Genomic DNA, 17668 nt, shown 5'->3' with positions numbered 1-17668 from the left:
AAGTGGTCCGGTTTGAGAGTTAGAGTTTCGGCTATTTTGGGCTTTGAAAGGAGCACGGAATGGCACGGAAACACTACACGGCAGAGCAGATCATCGGGATGTTGCGCGAAGCTGAGGTTCGGCTTTCACAGGGTGAGAAGACCGGTGCGATCTGCCGCAGCCTCGGGATATCGGAGCAGAGTTACTACCGCTGGCGTCGTGAGTATGGCGGTCTGAAGATGACCCAGGCAGCACGGCTGAAAGCGTTGGAGAAGGAGAACGCGCGGCTCAGGAAAGCGGTCTCCAATCTGACGCTGGACGCGCTGATCCTGAAGGAAGTCGTCGAGGGAAAGTACTGAGCCCTTCCCGACGTCGTGCTGGCGTAGCCCATGTCTGTGCGGCGCTCGGTGTGTCCGAGCGTCGTGCATGTCGTGTGACTGGCCAGCACCGCTCGACCCCGCGCCGGCGTTTGCAGCCACGATCCGATGAGAAGCGCCTGACGGCGGATATCGTCCGGCTGGCTTCGAACTATGGTCGCTATGGCTATCGCCGCATCACAGCCCTGCTTCGTCAGGAAGGCTGGACGGTAAATGCCAAGCGGGTGGAGCGCATCTGGCGTCGAGAGGGGCTGAAAGTGCCGCACCGACAGCCGAAACGTGGCCGTCTATGGCTGAACGATGGATCGTGTGTTCGACTGCGTCCACGCTATCGCGGTCACGTCTGGAGCTATGACTTCGTGGCTGACCGCACCCACGACGGCAAGGCCTTCCGCATGCTGACGGTGATCGATGAGTTCAGCCGTGAGTGCTTGGCGATCCACGTCCAGCGTCAGATCCGAAGCGACGACGTGCTGGCGGTGTTGACCGATCTGTTCGCTCGGCATGGTCCGCCGGCGCATATCCGGTCAGACAATGGCGCCGAATTTACCGCCATTACTGTTCGCGAATGGCTGGGCCGCATCGGCGTCAAGACGCTCTACATCGAGCCAGGATCACCTTGGGAGAATGGATACTGCGAGAGCTTCAACGGCAAGCTTCGCGACGAACTGCTCAACGGGGAAATCTTCTACACACTGAAGGAGGCTCAGATCCTGATCGAGAACTGGCGGCAGCACTACAACACGATCAGGCCGCACAGCTCACTCGGCTATGTACCGCCGACACCGCAAGCCATCTTGCCTCGTGCGGCCAGCATCCTCTACGCTCCACCACGCTCAGCCAATCTCGGCGACTACAACCGCCGGAGCGGACCTCCCTAATGGGGCAGGCCACCACTGCGAACTTAGTTTTGCAGTGTCGTCGATTGGCTTCATCGAGTCTTGGGCATCGACGGCTAGCCTAGCATTTGGGTGTCGCCGCAGATCGAAATAGCCTGGCCCGAGATCGTACGTCCGCGTGGGCTGGCCAGGAACAGGATCTGGTCGGCGATCTGTTCCGGTGTGACGTAGTCCTTGATTGACGTATAGGAGAACGCCGTTTTCTCCATCTCCGCAAAGGAGATGCCGCGCTGCTGCGCCTTGGCTTCCAGCACGCGGCGCTGGCGATCGCCGGCGACGAGGCCGGGCAGGATCGCGTTGACGCGGATGTTGTCGGGGCCGAGCTCGATGGAGAGCGATTTCGTGAAGCCGATGACGCCCCATTTCGCTGCGGCATAGGGCGAGCGCATCGCGAAGCCCACGCGGCCAGCCGCCGAGGACAGGTTGACGATGGAGCCATTGCTGCTCTGGCGTAGCAGCGGCACGGCGAGGCGCGTGCAGTTGAATTGCCCGGTCAGGCAGATGTTCAGGCAACGATCCCAGTCATCGGGGTGCATCTCTTCGACCTTGGCGGTCGGGCCTGCAATGCCGGCATTGTTGATGAGGACATCGAGGCCGCCGAGTTTGGCTGTTGCCTCATCGAACAGCCTTTGAACTGACGCGCGATCAGCAACGTCGCACTGTGTCTGTGTGATTGCGGGGGCACTCGCTGTGAGTGCGGCAAGGGCGGCTTGATCCACATCGCAGACATGAACGCGTGCGCCTTCGCCGGCAAAGGCGCGTGCGATGGCGAGGCCAATTCCGTTGGCGCCGGCAGTAACGATGACGCGCAAACCCTTGATGTTGAGATCCATGGTGGCTCCGGGGACTTTGTGAGAACTAGGCGGAGAGGCCGCCGCGCGACAGGATGAAATTGGCAGCGCTGGTGATATCGGCAGCGATCCCGACTTTGGCAGCTTCGGCATCACCGATCTCGATTGCCTTGCGAACGTCCGCATGAAACCGGATGGCTTCACCCTTGGCCAGGCGATCGGGATTGCCGCGCAGATCGAGATTGATGACGGGGCCAGCCTTGAGCCAGAGCGCTCGGATGATCTCGACCAGGATCGGCGATTGCGCGGCCTCGTAGACGGCAAAGTGAAACGTCTTGTTGAGTTCGACGGCGCGCGGCAGATCGGGTGCCTTCAATTCACTTTCCGCGCGCATCGCGGCTTCGGCGATCGCGATCGATGCAAGATTGCGGTCTCCACGTAGTCGCGCTGCCTCTGCTGCGGCATGACCCTCGATAGCGATACGCACCTTCGTCAGATCGCGAAACTGCGTGGCCGACATCACGGGCACGCGCACGGCACGGTTTGCCGCGACTTCCAATGCCTTGTCGGCGACGAGGCGGGATACCGCTTCGCGCACCGGCATAATCGACACGCCGAGCACCTCGGCGGCGGTGCGCAATGACAGCTTTTCTCCCGGTGCGAGTCTGCCCGAGATGAGCAGATCCGCCAGTTGCGCGTAAGCGCGCTCGCCAAGCGTCTGGCGGTCGAGCGGCTCCACAAGGGTCAGCGCAGTCGGCAGGTTCAACGCGGTCTCCGGGTATCGTCGCGAAATTACAGGGAGGGACTCGACAAAGTCCCTGTCTTTTGCAACTCTAACTGTGATCACAGATCACGGCAAGCGGACAAAGCCCTCTCAACAGAAGAGTGCGGCGCCTGCCGGAGGGGAAACAGCCGCGCCGCGCGGCCGTATCAGGGAGACGAATCTGATGTCGAACACCAATCAATTCACGCGCCGCAGTCTGCTGAAGACCGCGGGTGGTCTCGCACTTGCTTCCGGTCTCTCTGCGCCATCGGTTCTGAGCGCGCAGACCTCCGACGTCATCCGCATCGGCCATCTCACGCCGCGTACCGGCTTTCTCGGCCCGCTCGGCGAATATGGTGTGATGGCCATCGATCTCGCTGTTGAGGAGATCAATGCCGCTGGCGGCCTGATGGGGCGCAAGGTTGAACTGCTCAAGGAGGACTCGATCAATCCTCAGACGGCCTCGACCAAGGCGGAGCGCATGATCGAGCGCGACAAGGTCGCCTGTATCATCGGCGAAATTTCTTCGGCATCGTGTCTGACCATCGCGCAGGTCGCCACGCGCAACAAGACGCTGTTCATCAACACCGGCGGAAATTCCGATGCGCTACGCGGCAAGGACTGCCAGCGCTATATGTTCCACGTCGAGTCGCAGAACTCGATGTATGTAAAGACCGTCGGCCGCTCGTTCCTGCGCGATGGTCTCGTGAAGGGCAAGAAGTGGTACTCGCTCACGGCGGACTACGCTTTCGGCCATGACCTTCTAAGCGTGTCGAAGCGCTTCATGCAGGCCAATGGCGGTAATTTCGCGGGCGACGACCTGGTGCCCACCGACGCCACGGACTTTTCTGCCTATCTCCTCAAGATCCGCGAGGCCAAGCCTGATCTCGTGGTGATCAATCTTGCTGGCAACCAGATCACCAACTTCCTCAAGCAATATGCCGAATTCGGTCTGACTTTCCCGGTCGGCGGTTTCGGCTTCGATACGGCTCTGGCCTGGGCTGCAGGCAAGGGCAATTTCGTCGGCACCTGGCCTGTGGTCTGGCATCATTTGCTGGACACGCCCGGCAGCAAGGCCTTCGTCGCGGCCTTCACCAAGAAGTACAACAAGCCGCCGGAGAACCAGGCCTGGGGCGACTACATCGCCACCAAGATCGTGGCGCAGAGCATCAATGAGCTGAAATCGGCCGATTCGCCGAAGATCATCGAGCATTTCGAGAAGGGCGCGAAGTTCGATCTGCTGAAGACACGTCCCGGCTACTTCCGCGCATCGGATCATCAGCTGATGCACGAAATGTATGCGGTGACGGCGCTGCCTGCGGACAAGATCAAGAACCAGTGGGACATCTTCTCATCGAGCCCGGCCGTCCCGGGGCCGGATGAACCGCTCGAAGTCATTGCGTCCACCGCGGAAGAGAACGTCTGCAAATTCCCGAGTTAGCAACAATGTCGGCGTCTCGCCTTCGGGCGAGACGCCGACATTCTGCTCGCGAAGTTGCTTCGGTCTCGTCCTTCCGACCCCTGTCAGATGCGCATCAGCGCGCGACTGCGGAGCCCATATCATGTCCGCCATGTTGCTCACCCAGCAGATCCTCAACGGACTGCTTGATGGTGTCTATTATCTTCTGATTGCGCTCGGCCTGTCGCTGATCTTTTCGCTCGGCGGCATCGTGAATCTCGCGCATGGCGCGTTCTATGCGATCGGCGCCTATCTTACCCTTGTCATCTCGCCCTATCTCGGCTTCGGTGGTGCATTCGTCGTGGCCCCCGTTGTCGTTGCGCTGCTCGGTGTTGTCATCGAGCGGACGTTGTTCCGGCGCTTCTATCGGTCAGATCCCATTCTCTCGCTGCTGCTGACTTTCGGGCTCGCGATGGTCGCCGAGCAGGCCTTGCGCATGATCTTCGGCGCGCCGCCTTTGTCCTATTCGATCCCGCCAGCGCTGCGAGGTCAGGTCGCGATCGGAAGCTTCATCTATTCGTTCTATCGCGTGGTGCTGCTCGGCATTGCCGTGGCCTGTGTGGTCGGGCTCTGGGTGCTGCTGCAGAAGACCTCATTCGGCCGTGTAGTCCGGGCCGGCGTGCAAAATCCGGACATGGTCGGAGCGCTCGGCATCTCGCTACAACCTTACATGTCGGTGGTGGCTGCGCTGGGTATTGGTCTGGCGGGACTCGCGGGCGTGTTGCTGGCGCCGATCTATTCGATCCATCCGGCGATGGGACAGGAGATCATCACGCCCGCCTTCGTGGTGGTCGTGATCGGTGGCCTCGGCTCGTTCTGGGGCGTGGTGATCGCTGCGCTGCTGGTCGGATTGGTCAAGGGCGTCATGGTCGGCATCGGCTATTCGGCGGCGTCCACGGCGGCGATCTATTTGTTGATGCTTCTGGTGCTGCTGTTCCGGCCGCGCGGCTTGTTCGGCGAACGCATCATGCGGTTCGAGTAAGGCGATGCCAATGTTGAATCGTCTTCCCGTTCCATTGCTAATCGCGGGCGTCGGCTTGCTCATCCTGCCGCCGATCTTGCTGGCGCTCGGATTGACCGTGACGTCGGCGACGGAGATCGTCGTCTTCGCACTGGCCTGCATGGCCCTGAATATCCTGGTGGGGCACACCGGTCTCGTCTCGTTCGGTCATGGCGCCTGGTTCGGCCTTGCGGCCTATGCTGCAGCGCTGATCCAGCGCAACTGGATGCCGAATTCATTCGTCGGGCCGACGCTGCTTGCGCTTGTCGTGGTGGTCATCACGGCGGCTGCCTTTGGCTACCTGATCCTGCGCCGCCGTGGCGTGTATTTCTCGCTGCTGACGCTAGCGCTCGCGGCCATGCTCTACAGCGTCTCGTTCCGCTGGACTGACGTCACCGGTGGCGAGAACGGCCTTGGCGGCATCACCCGGCCGATGCTGCTCGGCTTCGACCTCGATGCGGGTGCGACCTATTATTGGTTCGTGGCGCTGATCGCGTTTCTCGTGCTGATCCTGCTGTGGCGCTTCCACAATTCCACGGTCGGTTCGGTGCTGGTGGCGATCCGCGAGAACGAACAGCGCGCGCGCTTCCTCGGCTATCCCACCAATCGCTACAAGCTCGCCGCCTTCGTGCTGTCGGCTACCATCACCGGGCTGGCCGGCATTCTGCTGCTCTACAAGAACCGTATGACGTCGGCGGATCCCATTTCGGTGGCGTTCTCTGGCGAGCTTCTGGCCATGGTCGTGATCGGCGGCATGCGCAGTTTCCTCGGGCCGGCGCTCGGTGCGCTGTTTTTCATTCTGTTTCGTGAGTTTCTCGGCATCTATTCCGAGAACTGGTTGTTCTGGTTCGGTCTCGTTTTCGTTGGCTTCATCATCTTCTCGCCTACCGGCCTAATCGGTATGGGCGAGCGGCTGATCGCGCCATTCCGCAGGAAAGTGGAAGAAGACGCGGCAATGTCGGCGCGGCGCATCGAAGTGCTACCACTGCCGGAGTTTTTGCGACCGAAGTCGTCAGTCGACGGAGCGGTACTCGCTGCCAGCCATATCGTGAAAAATTTCGGTGGCATCAAGGCCGTGCAGGGCGTCGATATCGCCATCGCCGATCGCACGCTGCATGCGCTGATCGGCCCGAACGGTGCCGGCAAGACCACGGCGTTCAATTTGCTGTCGGGTATGTACAAGCCGGATCAGGGAAGCGTGTCGCTGATGGGCATGCCTATCGCCGGCCATACACCGGAAGATATTGCAAGGGCCGGCATTGGGCGTTCGTTCCAGATTACCAACCTGTTTCCCGCGCTCAGTGTTGGCGAAAATATCCGCCTCGCGGTGCAAGCACGGCATCCGCGGCGCTTCGATCCCGTGACCAACGCGCTATCGATTAGCGCAATCAACGCGGAGACCGATGCGGTGATCCGCTATCTCGGCCTCGCTGGAATCGAGAAGGCAGAGGCAGGCATGCTGTCTTACGGCGGCCAACGCCTGCTCGACATGGGCGTCGCGCTGGCCACGGCGCCGCGGGTGCTGCTGCTCGATGAACCGCTGGCCGGACTTGCTGCTGCCGAACGTGAACGTATCGGCGCGATTATCAAGCGCATCTCGACCGATTTGCCGGTTCTGCTGGTCGAGCATGACATCGATCGGGTGTTCCAGCTGGCCGACCACGTCACCGTTATGAATGAGGGGCGCGTATTGCTGGATGGCTCCGTCGAAGAGGCGCGGTCCAGCCCGAAGGTGCAGGAAGTCTATATCGGGTCGGGTACGACGGCTGTGGCTGCGCGCCCCCGCGAGACCGCGGCGGGGGCGAAGCCGCTGTTGACGGTGAAGAATGTCGATACGTTCTATGGCAAGAGCCATATTCTCAACGACGTCAATTTTACCCTGCACGAGAACGAGATCATCGCACTGCTCGGGCGCAATGGCGCGGGTAAATCGACCCTGCTCAAGTCGTTGATCGGGATCGCGCCGGCATCGAATGGCTCTATTCAACTGGCAGGCAGCGAGTTGATCGGCTTGTCGTCTGCGGAAGCTGCGCGGCTCGGCATCGGTTACGTACCGCAGGGGCGCGCCCTGTTCGCAGGCATGACCGTCGAGCAGAATCTCGAACTTGGTGGTCTCAAGCGACAGACTGGCAATGGCGTGCATTGGACCCGCGAGCGCATCTACGATTATTTCCCGCGTATTCGTGAGCGTCTCGACAGCCCCGCCGATTATCTGTCAGGCGGCGAGCAGCAGATGGTGGCCGTGGCGCGTGCACTGTCGGGCGACGTCCGCGTCTTGTTGCTGGATGAGCCATTCGAAGGATTGGCGCCCGCGGTCGTGGAGCAGTTGTTTGAAACCTTTGACCGACTCCGCAAGGAAATTGCCATCATCATCGTCGACCATAATCTCGATCTGGCTTTGGCTTTGTCCGATTCGACGGTGGCGCTGGAACGGGGCAAGGTCATTCATCAGGGGCCGTCGAAGGCCCTGCGTGACGATCTCGATCTGCGCCGCAAGGTGCTGTGGCTGTGAGAACATCAATGACACTGAACAATCGACATGTAGCGATCGTCGGCGTTGGCTTGATCGGACGCGCCTGGGCCGCGATTTTCGCGCGCGCTGGATGGACCGTGCGGCTGACAGATCCGCATCGCCCGACGCTGGATGCTGCGCCCGGGCTTATTCGCGATGAACTGCATGCGCTCGCCCGCCACGGACTTGCCAATGACCCCGACGGCGCCGCCGCGCGCATCTCGATAGCGGAAAGTCTGGCCCATGCGGTGAAGAACGTTTCCTTCGTACAGGAGAATGGCCCGGAGAACGTCGATCAGAAGATCGCCATCTTTTCCGAGCTGGATCGCTTTGCGCCTCCGGATGCACTGCTCGCATCATCCACCTCGGCAATCGTCGCCTCTCGCTTCACGGAAGCGCTTCCGGGGCGCGCGCGCTGCCTCGTCGGTCATCCCGTCAACCCGCCGCATCTGGTGCCGCTGGTCGAACTATGCGGCGCATCCTGGACCTCGCAGGAGACTATCGACCGCGCGCGTGAGATCTATCGCGAGATTGGGCAGGTCCCCGTGACCGTCAACCGCGAGATCAACGGTTTTATCCTCAATCGGCTGCAGGGCGCGCTGCTGGCGGAAGCGTTCCGTCTGGTCGGCGAAGGCTATGTCTCCGCGGAGGATCTCGATCACACCGTGAAGGACGGCCTCGGTCTGCGCTGGTCGTTTCTGGGCCCGCTGGAGACCATCGAGCTCAATGCGCCCGGCGGCATTCCGGATTACTGCGCGCGCTACACCGGTTTCTACAAAGAGCTGGCCGCTGCATCGGCAGGACCCGAGGTTTATCAAAGCCCGAATGTCGACCGGGTGATAGCGGCCTGGCCGCATCAGCCGTCGCCCGACCGGATTGCGGCGCTCACACAGCAACGAAACGAACGCCTCGCTGCGCTGGCGGCCCACAAGGCCGCGCAGGGCGGAAAATCCTGACTACACTATCTCTTAACAGCAAGACGGAGACTGACATGAGCCGCAAAGTCATCATCACCTGCGCCGTGACGGGCGCTATTCATACGCCCTCGATGTCCAAGGCATTGCCGGTGACGCCGCAGGAAATCGCCGACGCTGCCGTGGATGCGGCGGAAGCCGGCGCTGCCATCGTGCATCTGCATGCGCGCAACCCGAAGACCGGGCAACCCGATCAAAGTCCCGAAGCCTTTGCGCCGTTTCTGAAGATCATCAAGCAGCGCACCAATGCGGTGATCAATCTGACCACCGGCGGTGCGCCCACCATGACGGTGGATGAACGCGTACGGCCTGCCGCGGTCTACAAGCCGGAGGTGGCGTCGCTCAACATGGGCTCAATGAATTTCGGGTTCTTCGGGATGCTGAACCGCTTCAAGAAGTTCGAACATGATTGGGAATTGAAGCACCTGCAGAACAAGGACATCGTGTTCCGCAATACATTCCAGGACATTGAGTATGTGCTGAAGACGCTGGCGGAGACGGGCACGCGCTTCGAGTTCGAATGTTACGACACTGCGCATCTCTATAATCTGGCCTACTTCCTCGAACAGGGGCTGGTGAAGCCGCCGCTGTTCATCCAGACGGTGTTCGGTTTGCAGGGCGGTACAGGTGCACATCCCGAAGATGTGCTGCACATGAAGCGCACGGCGGATCGGTTGTTCGGCGACAAGTATGTCTGGTCGGTGCTCGGCGCCGGTCGCAATCAGCTGCCGATCGCGGCGATGGCCGCGGCCATGGGTGGCAATATCCGCGTCGGTCTGGAAGATTCGCTGTGGGCGGCGCCAGGTCGCATGGCCTCCTCGAATGCCGAGCAGGTCACGCTCGCGCGCAAGATCGTCGAAGGCTTGGGTCTTGAGATCGCGACCCCGGATGAAGCGCGCCAGATGCTTGATCTGAAGGGTGGAGACAAGCTGGAGGTCTAAGCTATCCCTGGAGGAGGCGGACAGTGCAAGAGATGTCCGCCTGCTCTGCTTTGGGGGAACCCTGCTGGCGAATGCCCGCTTCTGACACAAAGTCGACGTGATGCGTTACCGCTCCTGGCGCAAGGCGGACATTTGGCGCGCTGGACGTTGCGGGGATCGCATACTTTATCGTTCATGAATTTGGCATTTCTCAACCAAATCTCTCCGTATGATTCTGTTCACCATCCGCTTTAGGGAAGCGAAGAGCCGCATAAGAGATGCTGTGCCATGTTCGAAGATCAACTTCGACAAGGAGGCGTCAATGGCCCTTATCATTATGCCGTTTTTGGTGACCGCAGCGGCTGTCGGTATGTTTGTCCTGGCGACTGAGCGCACCGATGACAAACAATGCAGTTAGGCGCGCGGCTGGTCAGATTTAGAAACTTCCGGCTGATCGGAGAGCAGCTGAACAGCTTGCGAGATCAACAAGGCTACATCGCTTAGATCCAGGCGTTGGGCCCGGCCTCGCATGATGTGCAGATCGTTTTTCAACAGAATAAGTTGAGCGCGGCGAGAAACATCATGCATCTTGGGTTCCCTAGCGTGGGAACCGCCCAGCTTCATTATATGGAATGTGGAATAGCGCCGAATTACTGCACATGAATGTTCAATGCATCCCACATGACGTCAGATCTGTCATGCAACTCGCTCCGGTCTGATCACTCGCTTGTTATCTTTTGGGCGTAGTCGCTTCTGGATTTGGCCGAATTGATAAGGAACGTCGGGGGCGTTTGCCGGTATGTGAGTCCGCCCTTGTTCAAAGCGAAGGGGCGCAAACCAGAATCACGCTGGCTCAATTAATCAGATCCAACGCTGGCTTATCGCGAGATCCTTGGTGGCTGTGTCGAGCGGCGCACGACGAGCAGGGGCGCTGTGACGACATAAGGCGCATCGCCGCGGACGCCTTCGATCAGGTCGAGCAGGAGTTGGCCGGTCTGTTCACCCATCTCGCGGTGGCTGATGCGGATCGTGGACAGCGGCGGATCCACCAGATCCACCAGCGGCATGTCGTTGTGACCGATCACTGACAGATCTTCCGGACATCGCCGGCCCGTTTCGCGCAACGCTTCATAGATGCCGAGCGCGAGGAGATCGTTGGCTGCGACGATGGCGGTGGCCTCAGGCTGTCGTGCGAGCAGTCTGAGTGCGGCAGCGCGCCCTGCCTCGCGCGTGAATGCTTCAGCCTCTTCGATATCATTGTCGGCTGGCGCGAAACCGGCTTCGTGCATTGCCTCCAAGAAACCGCGGCGGCGAAGCGATCCGGTCGATAGCATTTGCGGGCCGGCGAGGTGGAGGATGTGGCGATGTCCAAGTTCGAGAAGATGCGCAACCGCGAGCCGCATGCCGGCTACATCGTCCGAGACCACCGAAGGCACACGCGCCTCAGCCTCCGCGCGATTGACAAGCACGACAGGGACTTTCCAACTCAGACAACGCTCGATCGAATTATCCTTGAGCGCGACATTCGCCAGCACGAGGCCATCCACGCGGCGCGCCACGAGCCGTTGAACGATGTCGTCGGTGCCCGTCCGTTGCGGTTGCGGGTCGGCGACAATCAGCGCGTAGCCGCGCGCCGATAGCACGTCTTCGAGGCCGCCGATGATCGGCGAGAAGACGGGGTTCGCGATGTCCGGGACGATGATGCCGACCATGTTCGAACGGCCGCTGCGCAGACTCGCGGCCACCGTGTCCGGGCGGTAACCCAGCCGCTCCGCTGCTTCCAGAATCCGGCGCACGACCGGCTCACCGATCCGTCCGCGGCGGGCAGGGTCGAGCGCGCGCGACACGGTGGAGGGGTGCACTCCCACCTCGCGCGCCACGTCTTTGATTGTCGTCATCCCTGCCACGATCTCCAAACTAGCTGGTGCGGTTGACTTGCGCAATCGATTGCACTACATGTGCAATCGATTGCGCAGCGTGGACAGCCAAAAATTCGCAATGTGAGGGAGTGTCGATGATCATCACGCGTCAGGAGGATGTGACCGACGTTGTGCTTGCCGCGATGAGCGGTGCGCCGAACGAGCGGTTGCGCACGGTCATGGCCGCTTTCGTTCGTCATCTGCACGAATTTGCCCGCGAGGTTCGGCTGACCGAGGCGGAATTCGAGTTTGCTATCGATTTCCTGAACCGCATCGGCCAGGCGACAAACGACGCCCATAACGAGGGCGTGTTGTTCAGCGATGCAGTCGGGCTCTCGACATTGGTCTGCCTGTTGAACAACGGCCAGGATGGCGCGAGCGAGACCGCCGCAGCGTTGCTCGGGCCGTTCTGGCGGGCGAACGCTCCGCGCGTGGAGAATGGTGCCTCGATCTTGCGTTCGCCGACGCCCGGTGCACCGCTGTTCGTCGATTGCCGCATCACCGACGCGCTGGGAGCGCCGCTCTCGGGTGTCAGCGTTGATGTCTGGCAGGCCTCGCCATCCGGAATGTACGAAAACCAGGACGCCGGTCAGGCTGACATGAATTTGCGCGGCGTGTTTGAGACCGATGCGAACGGCCGCTTCGCGTTCCGCTCGGTCAAGCCTGCTGGCTATCCGGTGCCGACCCATGGTCCGACCGGGGAGATGCTGGCCGCGCAGCGCCGGCATCCGTTCCGGCCGGCGCATCTGCATGTGCTTGCCTTCAAGCCAGGCTTCAAGACGCTGATCACGCAGATCTTTGTCGATGACGACGAACATCTGGAGAGCGACGTCGTATTCGGCGTGACGCGCGCGCTGATCGGCGATTTCCGCAAGGGCGAAGGCGCGCCGCCAGCGCCAGATGTCGCTGGCGAATGGTTCAGCCTCAACTACACATTCGTCATGGAGCCCGGCGAAGCCGTGCTCCCGCATCCTCCCATCAAGTGAGCTGTCGATGTCGGATATTCTCGCTAACAAGGTAGCCGTGGTGATCGGCGGTTCGGGCAGCATCGGCGCCGCAGCCGCGCAAGCTTTGGCAGCCGAAGGTGCCCGTGTCGTCGTGACCTGGCGCTCTGGCGAAGCAGCCGCCAACGCGTTGCTGGCCGGCCTTCCGGGCGAGGGCCATCTCGCCAGACGCGCGGTAATCGAAGATAGCGCAACGCTGACGGCGCTCGCCGGCGAAGTGGAGCGAGCGTTCGGTCGCTGCGATATTCTCGTCAATACCGCGGGCTACACCAAGCCGATCCCGATCGGCGATCTCGACGCGCTGACCGACGAGTTCATCGACGACATGTTCAAGGTGAACTGGCGCGGCCAGTTCGCGGCCATCCGCGCTTTCGCACCGCTGCTCAAGGCGAGCGGCGATGGGCTTATCGTCAACGTTTCCTCGATTGCGGGGCTGAATGGCGTCGGCTCCAATCTGGCTTACGCTGCGATCAAGGCGGGCATCGACACCATGACCAAGTCGCTCGCGCGGGCGTTGGCGCCGGCAGTGCGCGTGATGGCGGTGTCGCCGGGCGTGGTGGCCACTGACTTTGTGCCGGGCCGCGATGCGGCCGCGCTTGAAAAGGTCGCGGGGACCATTCCGCTCAAGCGTGTTGCGACGGCCGAGGATGTCGGCCGCGCAATCGCGGCCTGCGCCACCCACCTGACCTATTCCACCGGCTCGCTGATCGTCGTTGACGGCGGCCGAGCGTTGTAAGGAGAGATTGATGCGCCCGATGCTCGACAAGATCGTCATCACTTGCGCCGTCACCGGCAATCTGACGCGGCCGGACCAGACCCCGCATCTGCCAATCACGCCGGAAGAAATCGCCGACGCCTGTCTCGGTGCAGCTGAGGCCGGCGCGGCAGTCGCGCATATCCATGTGCGCGAGCCCGGCACCGGCGCGCCGTCAATGAAGCTCGAATATTATCAGGACGTCGTGGCGCGCATTCGCGCGCGCAATCGCAACCTGATCCTGAACATCACCACCGGTCCCGGCGGTCGCTTCGTGCCTTCGCAGGACGATCCCAAGGTCGCCGCCGCCGGTACTACGCTGATGAACCCGGAAGAACGCGTTGCCCATATCACGGCGCTGAAGCCTGACATCTGCACGCTCGATCTCAACACCATGAATTCCGGCGGGCAGGTGGTGATCAACACGCCCGGCAATGTGCGCCGCATGGCCAAGGTCATCCGCGAGGCCGGCGTGAAACCCGAGATCGAACTGTTCGATTCCGGCGATATCGCGCTGCTGCACGATCTCCTCGCCGACGGTACGCTCAGCGGCCCGGCGCTCACCTCCTTCGTGATGGGGGTGAAATACGGCTTCCAGCCGTCGCCGGAAACGGTGCTGTATGCGCGCGGTCTGCTGCCGCGAGATGCGCATTTCACGGCCATTGGCATTGGCCGGTCCACATTTCCCATGGTGGCGCAATCGGTCCTCGCCGGCGGCCATGCCCGCACCGGTCTGGAAGATGCGGTGATGCTCGGCCGCGGCGTCCTGGCGCCGTCGAACGCCGTGATGGTGGACAAGGCACGCCGCATCATCGAAGAACTCGGCGCGCAGATCGCGACGCCTGCTGAAGCACGCGCGCTGTTCGATTTGCCGGGCGCCGCATAACACAGCATTCGAGGACTGAAATGACTGCAGCCGCCAAGACTTCCTCCAGCGTCACCGCAACATGCCTGCGGGTCGCCGCCAAGGCTGATCGCATCGAGAATGTGGCGCTCGGCATCGAGCAACGCACACTCGCCTGCGCCAGGTCAGGCGATGCGCTGGTCGAGATAAGGGCCGCCGCGATCAATCCGTCGGACGCCAAGGCGACGCTCGGTCTGATGCCGCATGCGGTCTTCCCCCGCACGCCCGGCCGTGACTTCGCCGGAGTCGTGATCGATGGGCCGACCGACCTGATCGGCAAGGAAGTATTCGGCTCGTCCGGCCAACTCGGGATCGGCCGCGACGGCACCCATGCCACGCATCTGGTGGTGGAAGCGTCTGCGCTGGTCGAGAAGCCGATCAATATCAGCCTCGCGGAGGCGGCCGGCATCGGCGTGCCCTTTGTCACCGCGCAAGAAGGCTTTCGCCGCAGCGGCATGCCGAAGCCCGGCGAGACGGTGTTGATCCTCGGCCTGAACGGCAAGGTCGGTCAGGCGGCGACGCAGATCGCATCATGGCAGGGCGCTCGCGTGATCGGCGTCGTCCGCAAGGACGAGCTATATGCTGGCCATGCCCATGGCGAGGTGACCGTCATCGATTCCAGTCGCAATGATGTCGCCGCGACGGTGCGCGAAATTACCGGCGGCAAGGGCGCGGACATCGTCTACAATACTGTCGGCGAGCCCTATTACGACGCGGGCACGAAATCGCTCGCGCATCTCGGCCGCCAGATCTTTATTGCCTCCACCAAGGCCACCGTGCCGTTCGATATCTTCGCCTTCTATCGCGGCAAGCACACCTTCTTCGGTGTCGACTCGCTGTCGCTGTCATCGCCGGAAGCCGGCGAGATCCTGCGTGAATTGGTGCCGGGTTTCGCCAGCGGCGCGTTGAAGCCGTTTCCGATCAAGCCGGACGCGATCTACCCGTTGGAGCGCTCTGCAGAGGCCTATGTCGCCGTGCTCGGCTCCTCGCGCGATCGTCTTGTTTTTCAGCCTAACGGGTGAAGCCATGCATGTTGTCCGCCTGAACGATGCCCCGCGCTACGAAGCACCTGGCCACAATGACATGCGGATGTTCCGCCTGCAGGGCCGCGACGCCGGGCCGGGCGATGTGATGTGGCTCGGCATGAGCCAGATCCTGCCGGGCGGCGGCATTACGCCCTCGGCCTCGCCGGAGGAGAAGTTCTATGTCGTCCTCGAAGGCGAAGTAACCTTCGAGACGCCGGATGGCATCGCCACCCTCGGCATCTGGGATTCCTGCCGCATCGCGCCCAACGAGACGCGCGCGCTGCGCAACGAGACGAAACGACCGGCGGTGGTGTTGCTTGCAATGCCGCTGCCCAACACCGCCAGAGGCTGAAAGCCCGGCACTTGGTTCTTTAAGGGAGAAAATGATGGATCGCCGACACTTTATGATCGGCTCTGGCCTCGCCGCGACTGCGGCGCTGATGGGCAGCGGAGCCATTGCACAGACTTATCCGAACCAGCTCGTGCGTATTATCGTGCCGTTTTCGGGTGGCAGCCTCACCGACATCCTTGCCCGTTCGGTGGCCGAGAAGCTTGCTGCGAAGTGGAAGCAGCAGGTCATCGTCGAGAACAGGCCCGGCATCGCCGGTGTCAGCAGCGTCGCCAAAGGCCCGACCGATGGCTCGCAGATCATGCTGACCTCGAACGGCCACAGCGTGATCGGCGTGGTCAACAAGAACCTCAACTTCGATCCGATCAAGGATTTCGCTGCGATCAGCCGCGTCGGATCGACGCCGTCCATTCTGATCGTGCCGCCGGATGCGCCGTTCAAGACGCTGGCCGAACTGATCGCTGCGGCAAAGGCCAAGCCGGATTCGCTGAGCTACAGCTCTGCCGGCGTCGGTAGTTCCACCGGTATCGCCGCCGAACTGTTCAGGCATCTCACGCAGACCAAGATGGTGCTGATTCCGCATCGCGGACTGCCGGAATCCCAGATCAGCATCATGCGCGGCGACACCTCGGTTGCCTTCACTTTCTTCGGCGTCGGTGGCGACCTGATCCAGTCGGGAAAGTTGCGCGCACTGGCAGTCACCGGCAAGAGCCGCATGGCGCAACTGCCTGATGTACCAACCTTCGCCGAGGCAGGGCTCCCCGAATTCACCTACGATAGCTGGTTCGGCATGCTCGCCGCCGCGGCGGTGCCGAAGCCCATCGTCAGCCAGATCGCGCGCGATCTCGCCGAGGCGCTCAGCGATCCGGCCCTGATCAAGCAGTTCGCCGCGCAGGGCGCCGACATCGCCAGCTCGACGCCGGAAGCGTTCGAGGCCGAATTGCGCAGCGATGCGGAGCGTTATGGCAAGCTCATCGCGATGTCGACGGACGGGGCGGCCAAGTAGGAAGGCAGGCCTGCAGCACGCGACGCGTCTGCAGGCCCGTTAGCGCTACTTCGCGATATACGCGTCCGGCGTCGGGCAAGTCCGGTCCTTGTAGGGGATGAGCCAGGGCGCATAATTGGCCTTGGTGATGATCGCACCGGGGATCGTGATCTGCTTCGGCGCACTCTGGCCGCGAATGGCATTCAGGCCGACAGCGGTGGCGACGCAGCCGATCTTGAAGCCGTCGAACTCCGCGATTGCCAGCAGGCTGCCGGCCTTCACGGCTTCGACAGCCTCCGGCACGCCATTGATCGAGACTACCGCGACGTTCTTGCGGCCGGCTGCATTGAGCGCCTCGATCGCGCCGAGCGCGGACGCGTCGGCAGCGGCGATCACGCCGTCGATGGTGCTGAACTGCTGGATCAGGTTCTCCATCGTCTGCATGCCGAGCAGGCGCTGGAAGTTGGCGGGCTGCGAGGCCAGTACTTTGATATTCGGATAGTCCTTGGCCGCAGCGTCGAAGCCGCGCTTGCGCTCGTCGCCCGTGGTCGAGCCCTTGACGCCTTCGAGGATCACCACATTGCCCTTGCCGCCGAGGTGGTCGAACAGCGTCTTGGCAATGTCATAGCCGAGCTTGTAATCGTCCTGGCCGACAAAGGAGAGATAGGGGGCGTCGCCGCCGCGGTCATTGTAGTTGATGATCGGCAGGCCGGATTCGATCAGGCGCTTGATCGTCGGCAATTGCGCCTTGGCGTCGATTGGCATGAACAGCATCAGATTGGGCTTGGTCACGCCGACGTCTTCGAGCTGCGACATGCCTTCGGTGATATTGTTCGGCTTGGTCGGCGTGTAATATTTGACAGTCGCGCGCATTTTCTCCGCCATCTGCGCGACGCCGGCGCGCACACCCTCGAAATGCGGGTCCACCTGGTTCTTCGTGAAAGCTGCAATCACTTCGCCATCGGCGCGCGCCGCCGAATTGAACAGGGTGCCGCAAATGACGGCGGCAAGAACGCATCGGATAGATCTGGTGGTTCGCATGATGGCCCCTCTG

At 61.8% G+C, this 17668-nt stretch carries 17 protein-coding genes; 12 read left to right on the top strand and 5 right to left on the bottom strand.

The genetic code is table 11. The features are described 5' to 3' along the window. Positions 1-59: 59 nt before the first annotated feature. Positions 60-1237, top strand: a protein-coding gene (locus tag SFY93_RS27275) for an IS3 family transposase (protein ID WP_320445288.1) whose coding sequence is annotated in 2 segments (ribosomal slippage) — positions 60-321 and positions 321-1237 — 1179 coding nt in all. Because the reading frame shifts where the segments join, the coding sequence is not laid out codon by codon here. A gap of 74 nt (positions 1238-1311) precedes the next feature. Here SFY93_RS27275 and SFY93_RS27270 read toward each other — a convergent pair. Both SFY93_RS27270 and SFY93_RS27265 read right to left on the bottom strand, forming a co-directional pair. Continuing rightward, entirely contained in the window at positions 1312-2088 is a 777-nt protein-coding gene (locus tag SFY93_RS27270) for an SDR family oxidoreductase (protein ID WP_320445287.1), read from the bottom strand. A gap of 25 nt (positions 2089-2113) precedes the next feature. Beyond that, complete coding sequence (locus tag SFY93_RS27265; protein WP_175366271.1) at positions 2114-2812, bottom strand: GntR family transcriptional regulator; 699 nt, start codon at positions 2810-2812, stop codon at positions 2114-2116. Between the two features lie 181 nt (positions 2813-2993). On the opposite strand from SFY93_RS27265, the gene SFY93_RS27260 reads away from it, so the two are divergent. The 5 genes from SFY93_RS27260 (at position 2994) to SFY93_RS27240 (ending at position 9695) form a co-directional block, all read left to right on the top strand. Next, positions 2994-4250, top strand: a complete 1257-nt coding sequence (locus tag SFY93_RS27260) for an ABC transporter substrate-binding protein (protein ID WP_320445286.1) — start codon at positions 2994-2996, stop codon at positions 4248-4250. 121 nt (positions 4251-4371) lie between these two features. Next, on the top strand, positions 4372-5250 hold the full coding sequence (locus SFY93_RS27255; RefSeq protein WP_068734877.1) for a branched-chain amino acid ABC transporter permease: 879 nt from the start codon (positions 4372-4374) through the stop codon (positions 5248-5250). Positions 5251-5260: 10 nt separating this feature from the next. Beyond that, the gene (locus SFY93_RS27250; protein ID WP_320445285.1) at positions 5261-7780 is read left to right on the top strand and encodes a branched-chain amino acid ABC transporter ATP-binding protein/permease; all 2520 of its coding nucleotides are present in this window, start codon (positions 5261-5263) and stop codon (positions 7778-7780) included. Between the two features lie 8 nt (positions 7781-7788). Further along, the gene (locus tag SFY93_RS27245; RefSeq protein WP_320445284.1) at positions 7789-8736 is read left to right on the top strand and encodes a 3-hydroxyacyl-CoA dehydrogenase; all 948 of its coding nucleotides are present in this window, start codon (positions 7789-7791) and stop codon (positions 8734-8736) included. 35 nt (positions 8737-8771) lie between these two features. Next, positions 8772-9695, top strand: a complete 924-nt coding sequence (locus SFY93_RS27240; protein WP_320445283.1) for a 3,5-dioxohexanoate:acetyl-CoA acetone transferase — start codon at positions 8772-8774, stop codon at positions 9693-9695. 393 nt (positions 9696-10088) lie between these two features. Here the strand turns inward: SFY93_RS27240 and SFY93_RS27235 are convergent, their stop codons facing one another. Further along, the gene (locus SFY93_RS27235) at positions 10089-10262 is read right to left on the bottom strand and encodes a hypothetical protein (RefSeq protein WP_158596890.1); all 174 of its coding nucleotides are present in this window, start codon (positions 10260-10262) and stop codon (positions 10089-10091) included. A 290-nt stretch (positions 10263-10552) separates the two neighbouring features. Then, positions 10553-11572 carry a LacI family DNA-binding transcriptional regulator gene (locus tag SFY93_RS27230; protein ID WP_093756905.1) on the bottom strand — a complete coding sequence of 340 codons (1020 nt, stop codon included), beginning with the start codon at positions 11570-11572 and terminating at the stop codon, positions 10553-10555. A gap of 116 nt (positions 11573-11688) precedes the next feature. Here SFY93_RS27230 and SFY93_RS27225 point away from each other — a divergent pair, with 116 nt between their 5' ends. Genes SFY93_RS27225 through SFY93_RS27200 form a run of 6 tightly spaced genes read left to right on the top strand, consistent with a single transcriptional unit; the run spans position 11689 to position 16635 of the window. After that, positions 11689-12579: a dioxygenase family protein gene (locus SFY93_RS27225; protein ID WP_320445282.1), complete on the top strand. Its 891-nt coding sequence runs from the start codon at positions 11689-11691 to the stop codon at positions 12577-12579. A gap of 7 nt (positions 12580-12586) precedes the next feature. Then, positions 12587-13333: an SDR family NAD(P)-dependent oxidoreductase gene (locus SFY93_RS27220; protein ID WP_320445281.1), complete on the top strand. Its 747-nt coding sequence runs from the start codon at positions 12587-12589 to the stop codon at positions 13331-13333. A gap of 19 nt (positions 13334-13352) precedes the next feature. After that, positions 13353-14237 carry a beta-keto acid cleavage family enzyme gene (locus SFY93_RS27215; protein ID WP_320447864.1) on the top strand — a complete coding sequence of 295 codons (885 nt, stop codon included), beginning with the start codon at positions 13353-13355 and terminating at the stop codon, positions 14235-14237. A gap of 20 nt (positions 14238-14257) precedes the next feature. After that, positions 14258-15277, top strand: a complete 1020-nt coding sequence (locus tag SFY93_RS27210; protein WP_320445280.1) for a quinone oxidoreductase family protein — start codon at positions 14258-14260, stop codon at positions 15275-15277. 4 nt (positions 15278-15281) lie between these two features. After that, the gene (locus SFY93_RS27205) at positions 15282-15632 is read left to right on the top strand and encodes a cupin domain-containing protein (RefSeq protein ID WP_089265520.1); all 351 of its coding nucleotides are present in this window, start codon (positions 15282-15284) and stop codon (positions 15630-15632) included. Between the two features lie 34 nt (positions 15633-15666). Next, complete coding sequence (locus SFY93_RS27200; protein ID WP_158596892.1) at positions 15667-16635, top strand: Bug family tripartite tricarboxylate transporter substrate binding protein; 969 nt, start codon at positions 15667-15669, stop codon at positions 16633-16635. Positions 16636-16680: 45 nt separating this feature from the next. On the opposite strand, the gene SFY93_RS27195 is transcribed toward SFY93_RS27200, so the two are convergent. Continuing rightward, the gene (locus SFY93_RS27195; RefSeq protein WP_320445279.1) at positions 16681-17655 is read right to left on the bottom strand and encodes a sugar ABC transporter substrate-binding protein; all 975 of its coding nucleotides are present in this window, start codon (positions 17653-17655) and stop codon (positions 16681-16683) included. Between the last annotated feature and the right edge of the window lie 13 nt (positions 17656-17668).

This window comes from Tardiphaga sp. 42S5 (genome assembly GCF_034044155.1).
GTDB lineage: Bacteria > Pseudomonadota > Alphaproteobacteria > Rhizobiales > Xanthobacteraceae > Tardiphaga > Tardiphaga robiniae.
The sequence above is the reverse complement of the archived record's forward strand: the minus strand, read 5'-3'. Positions and strand labels throughout refer to the sequence as shown.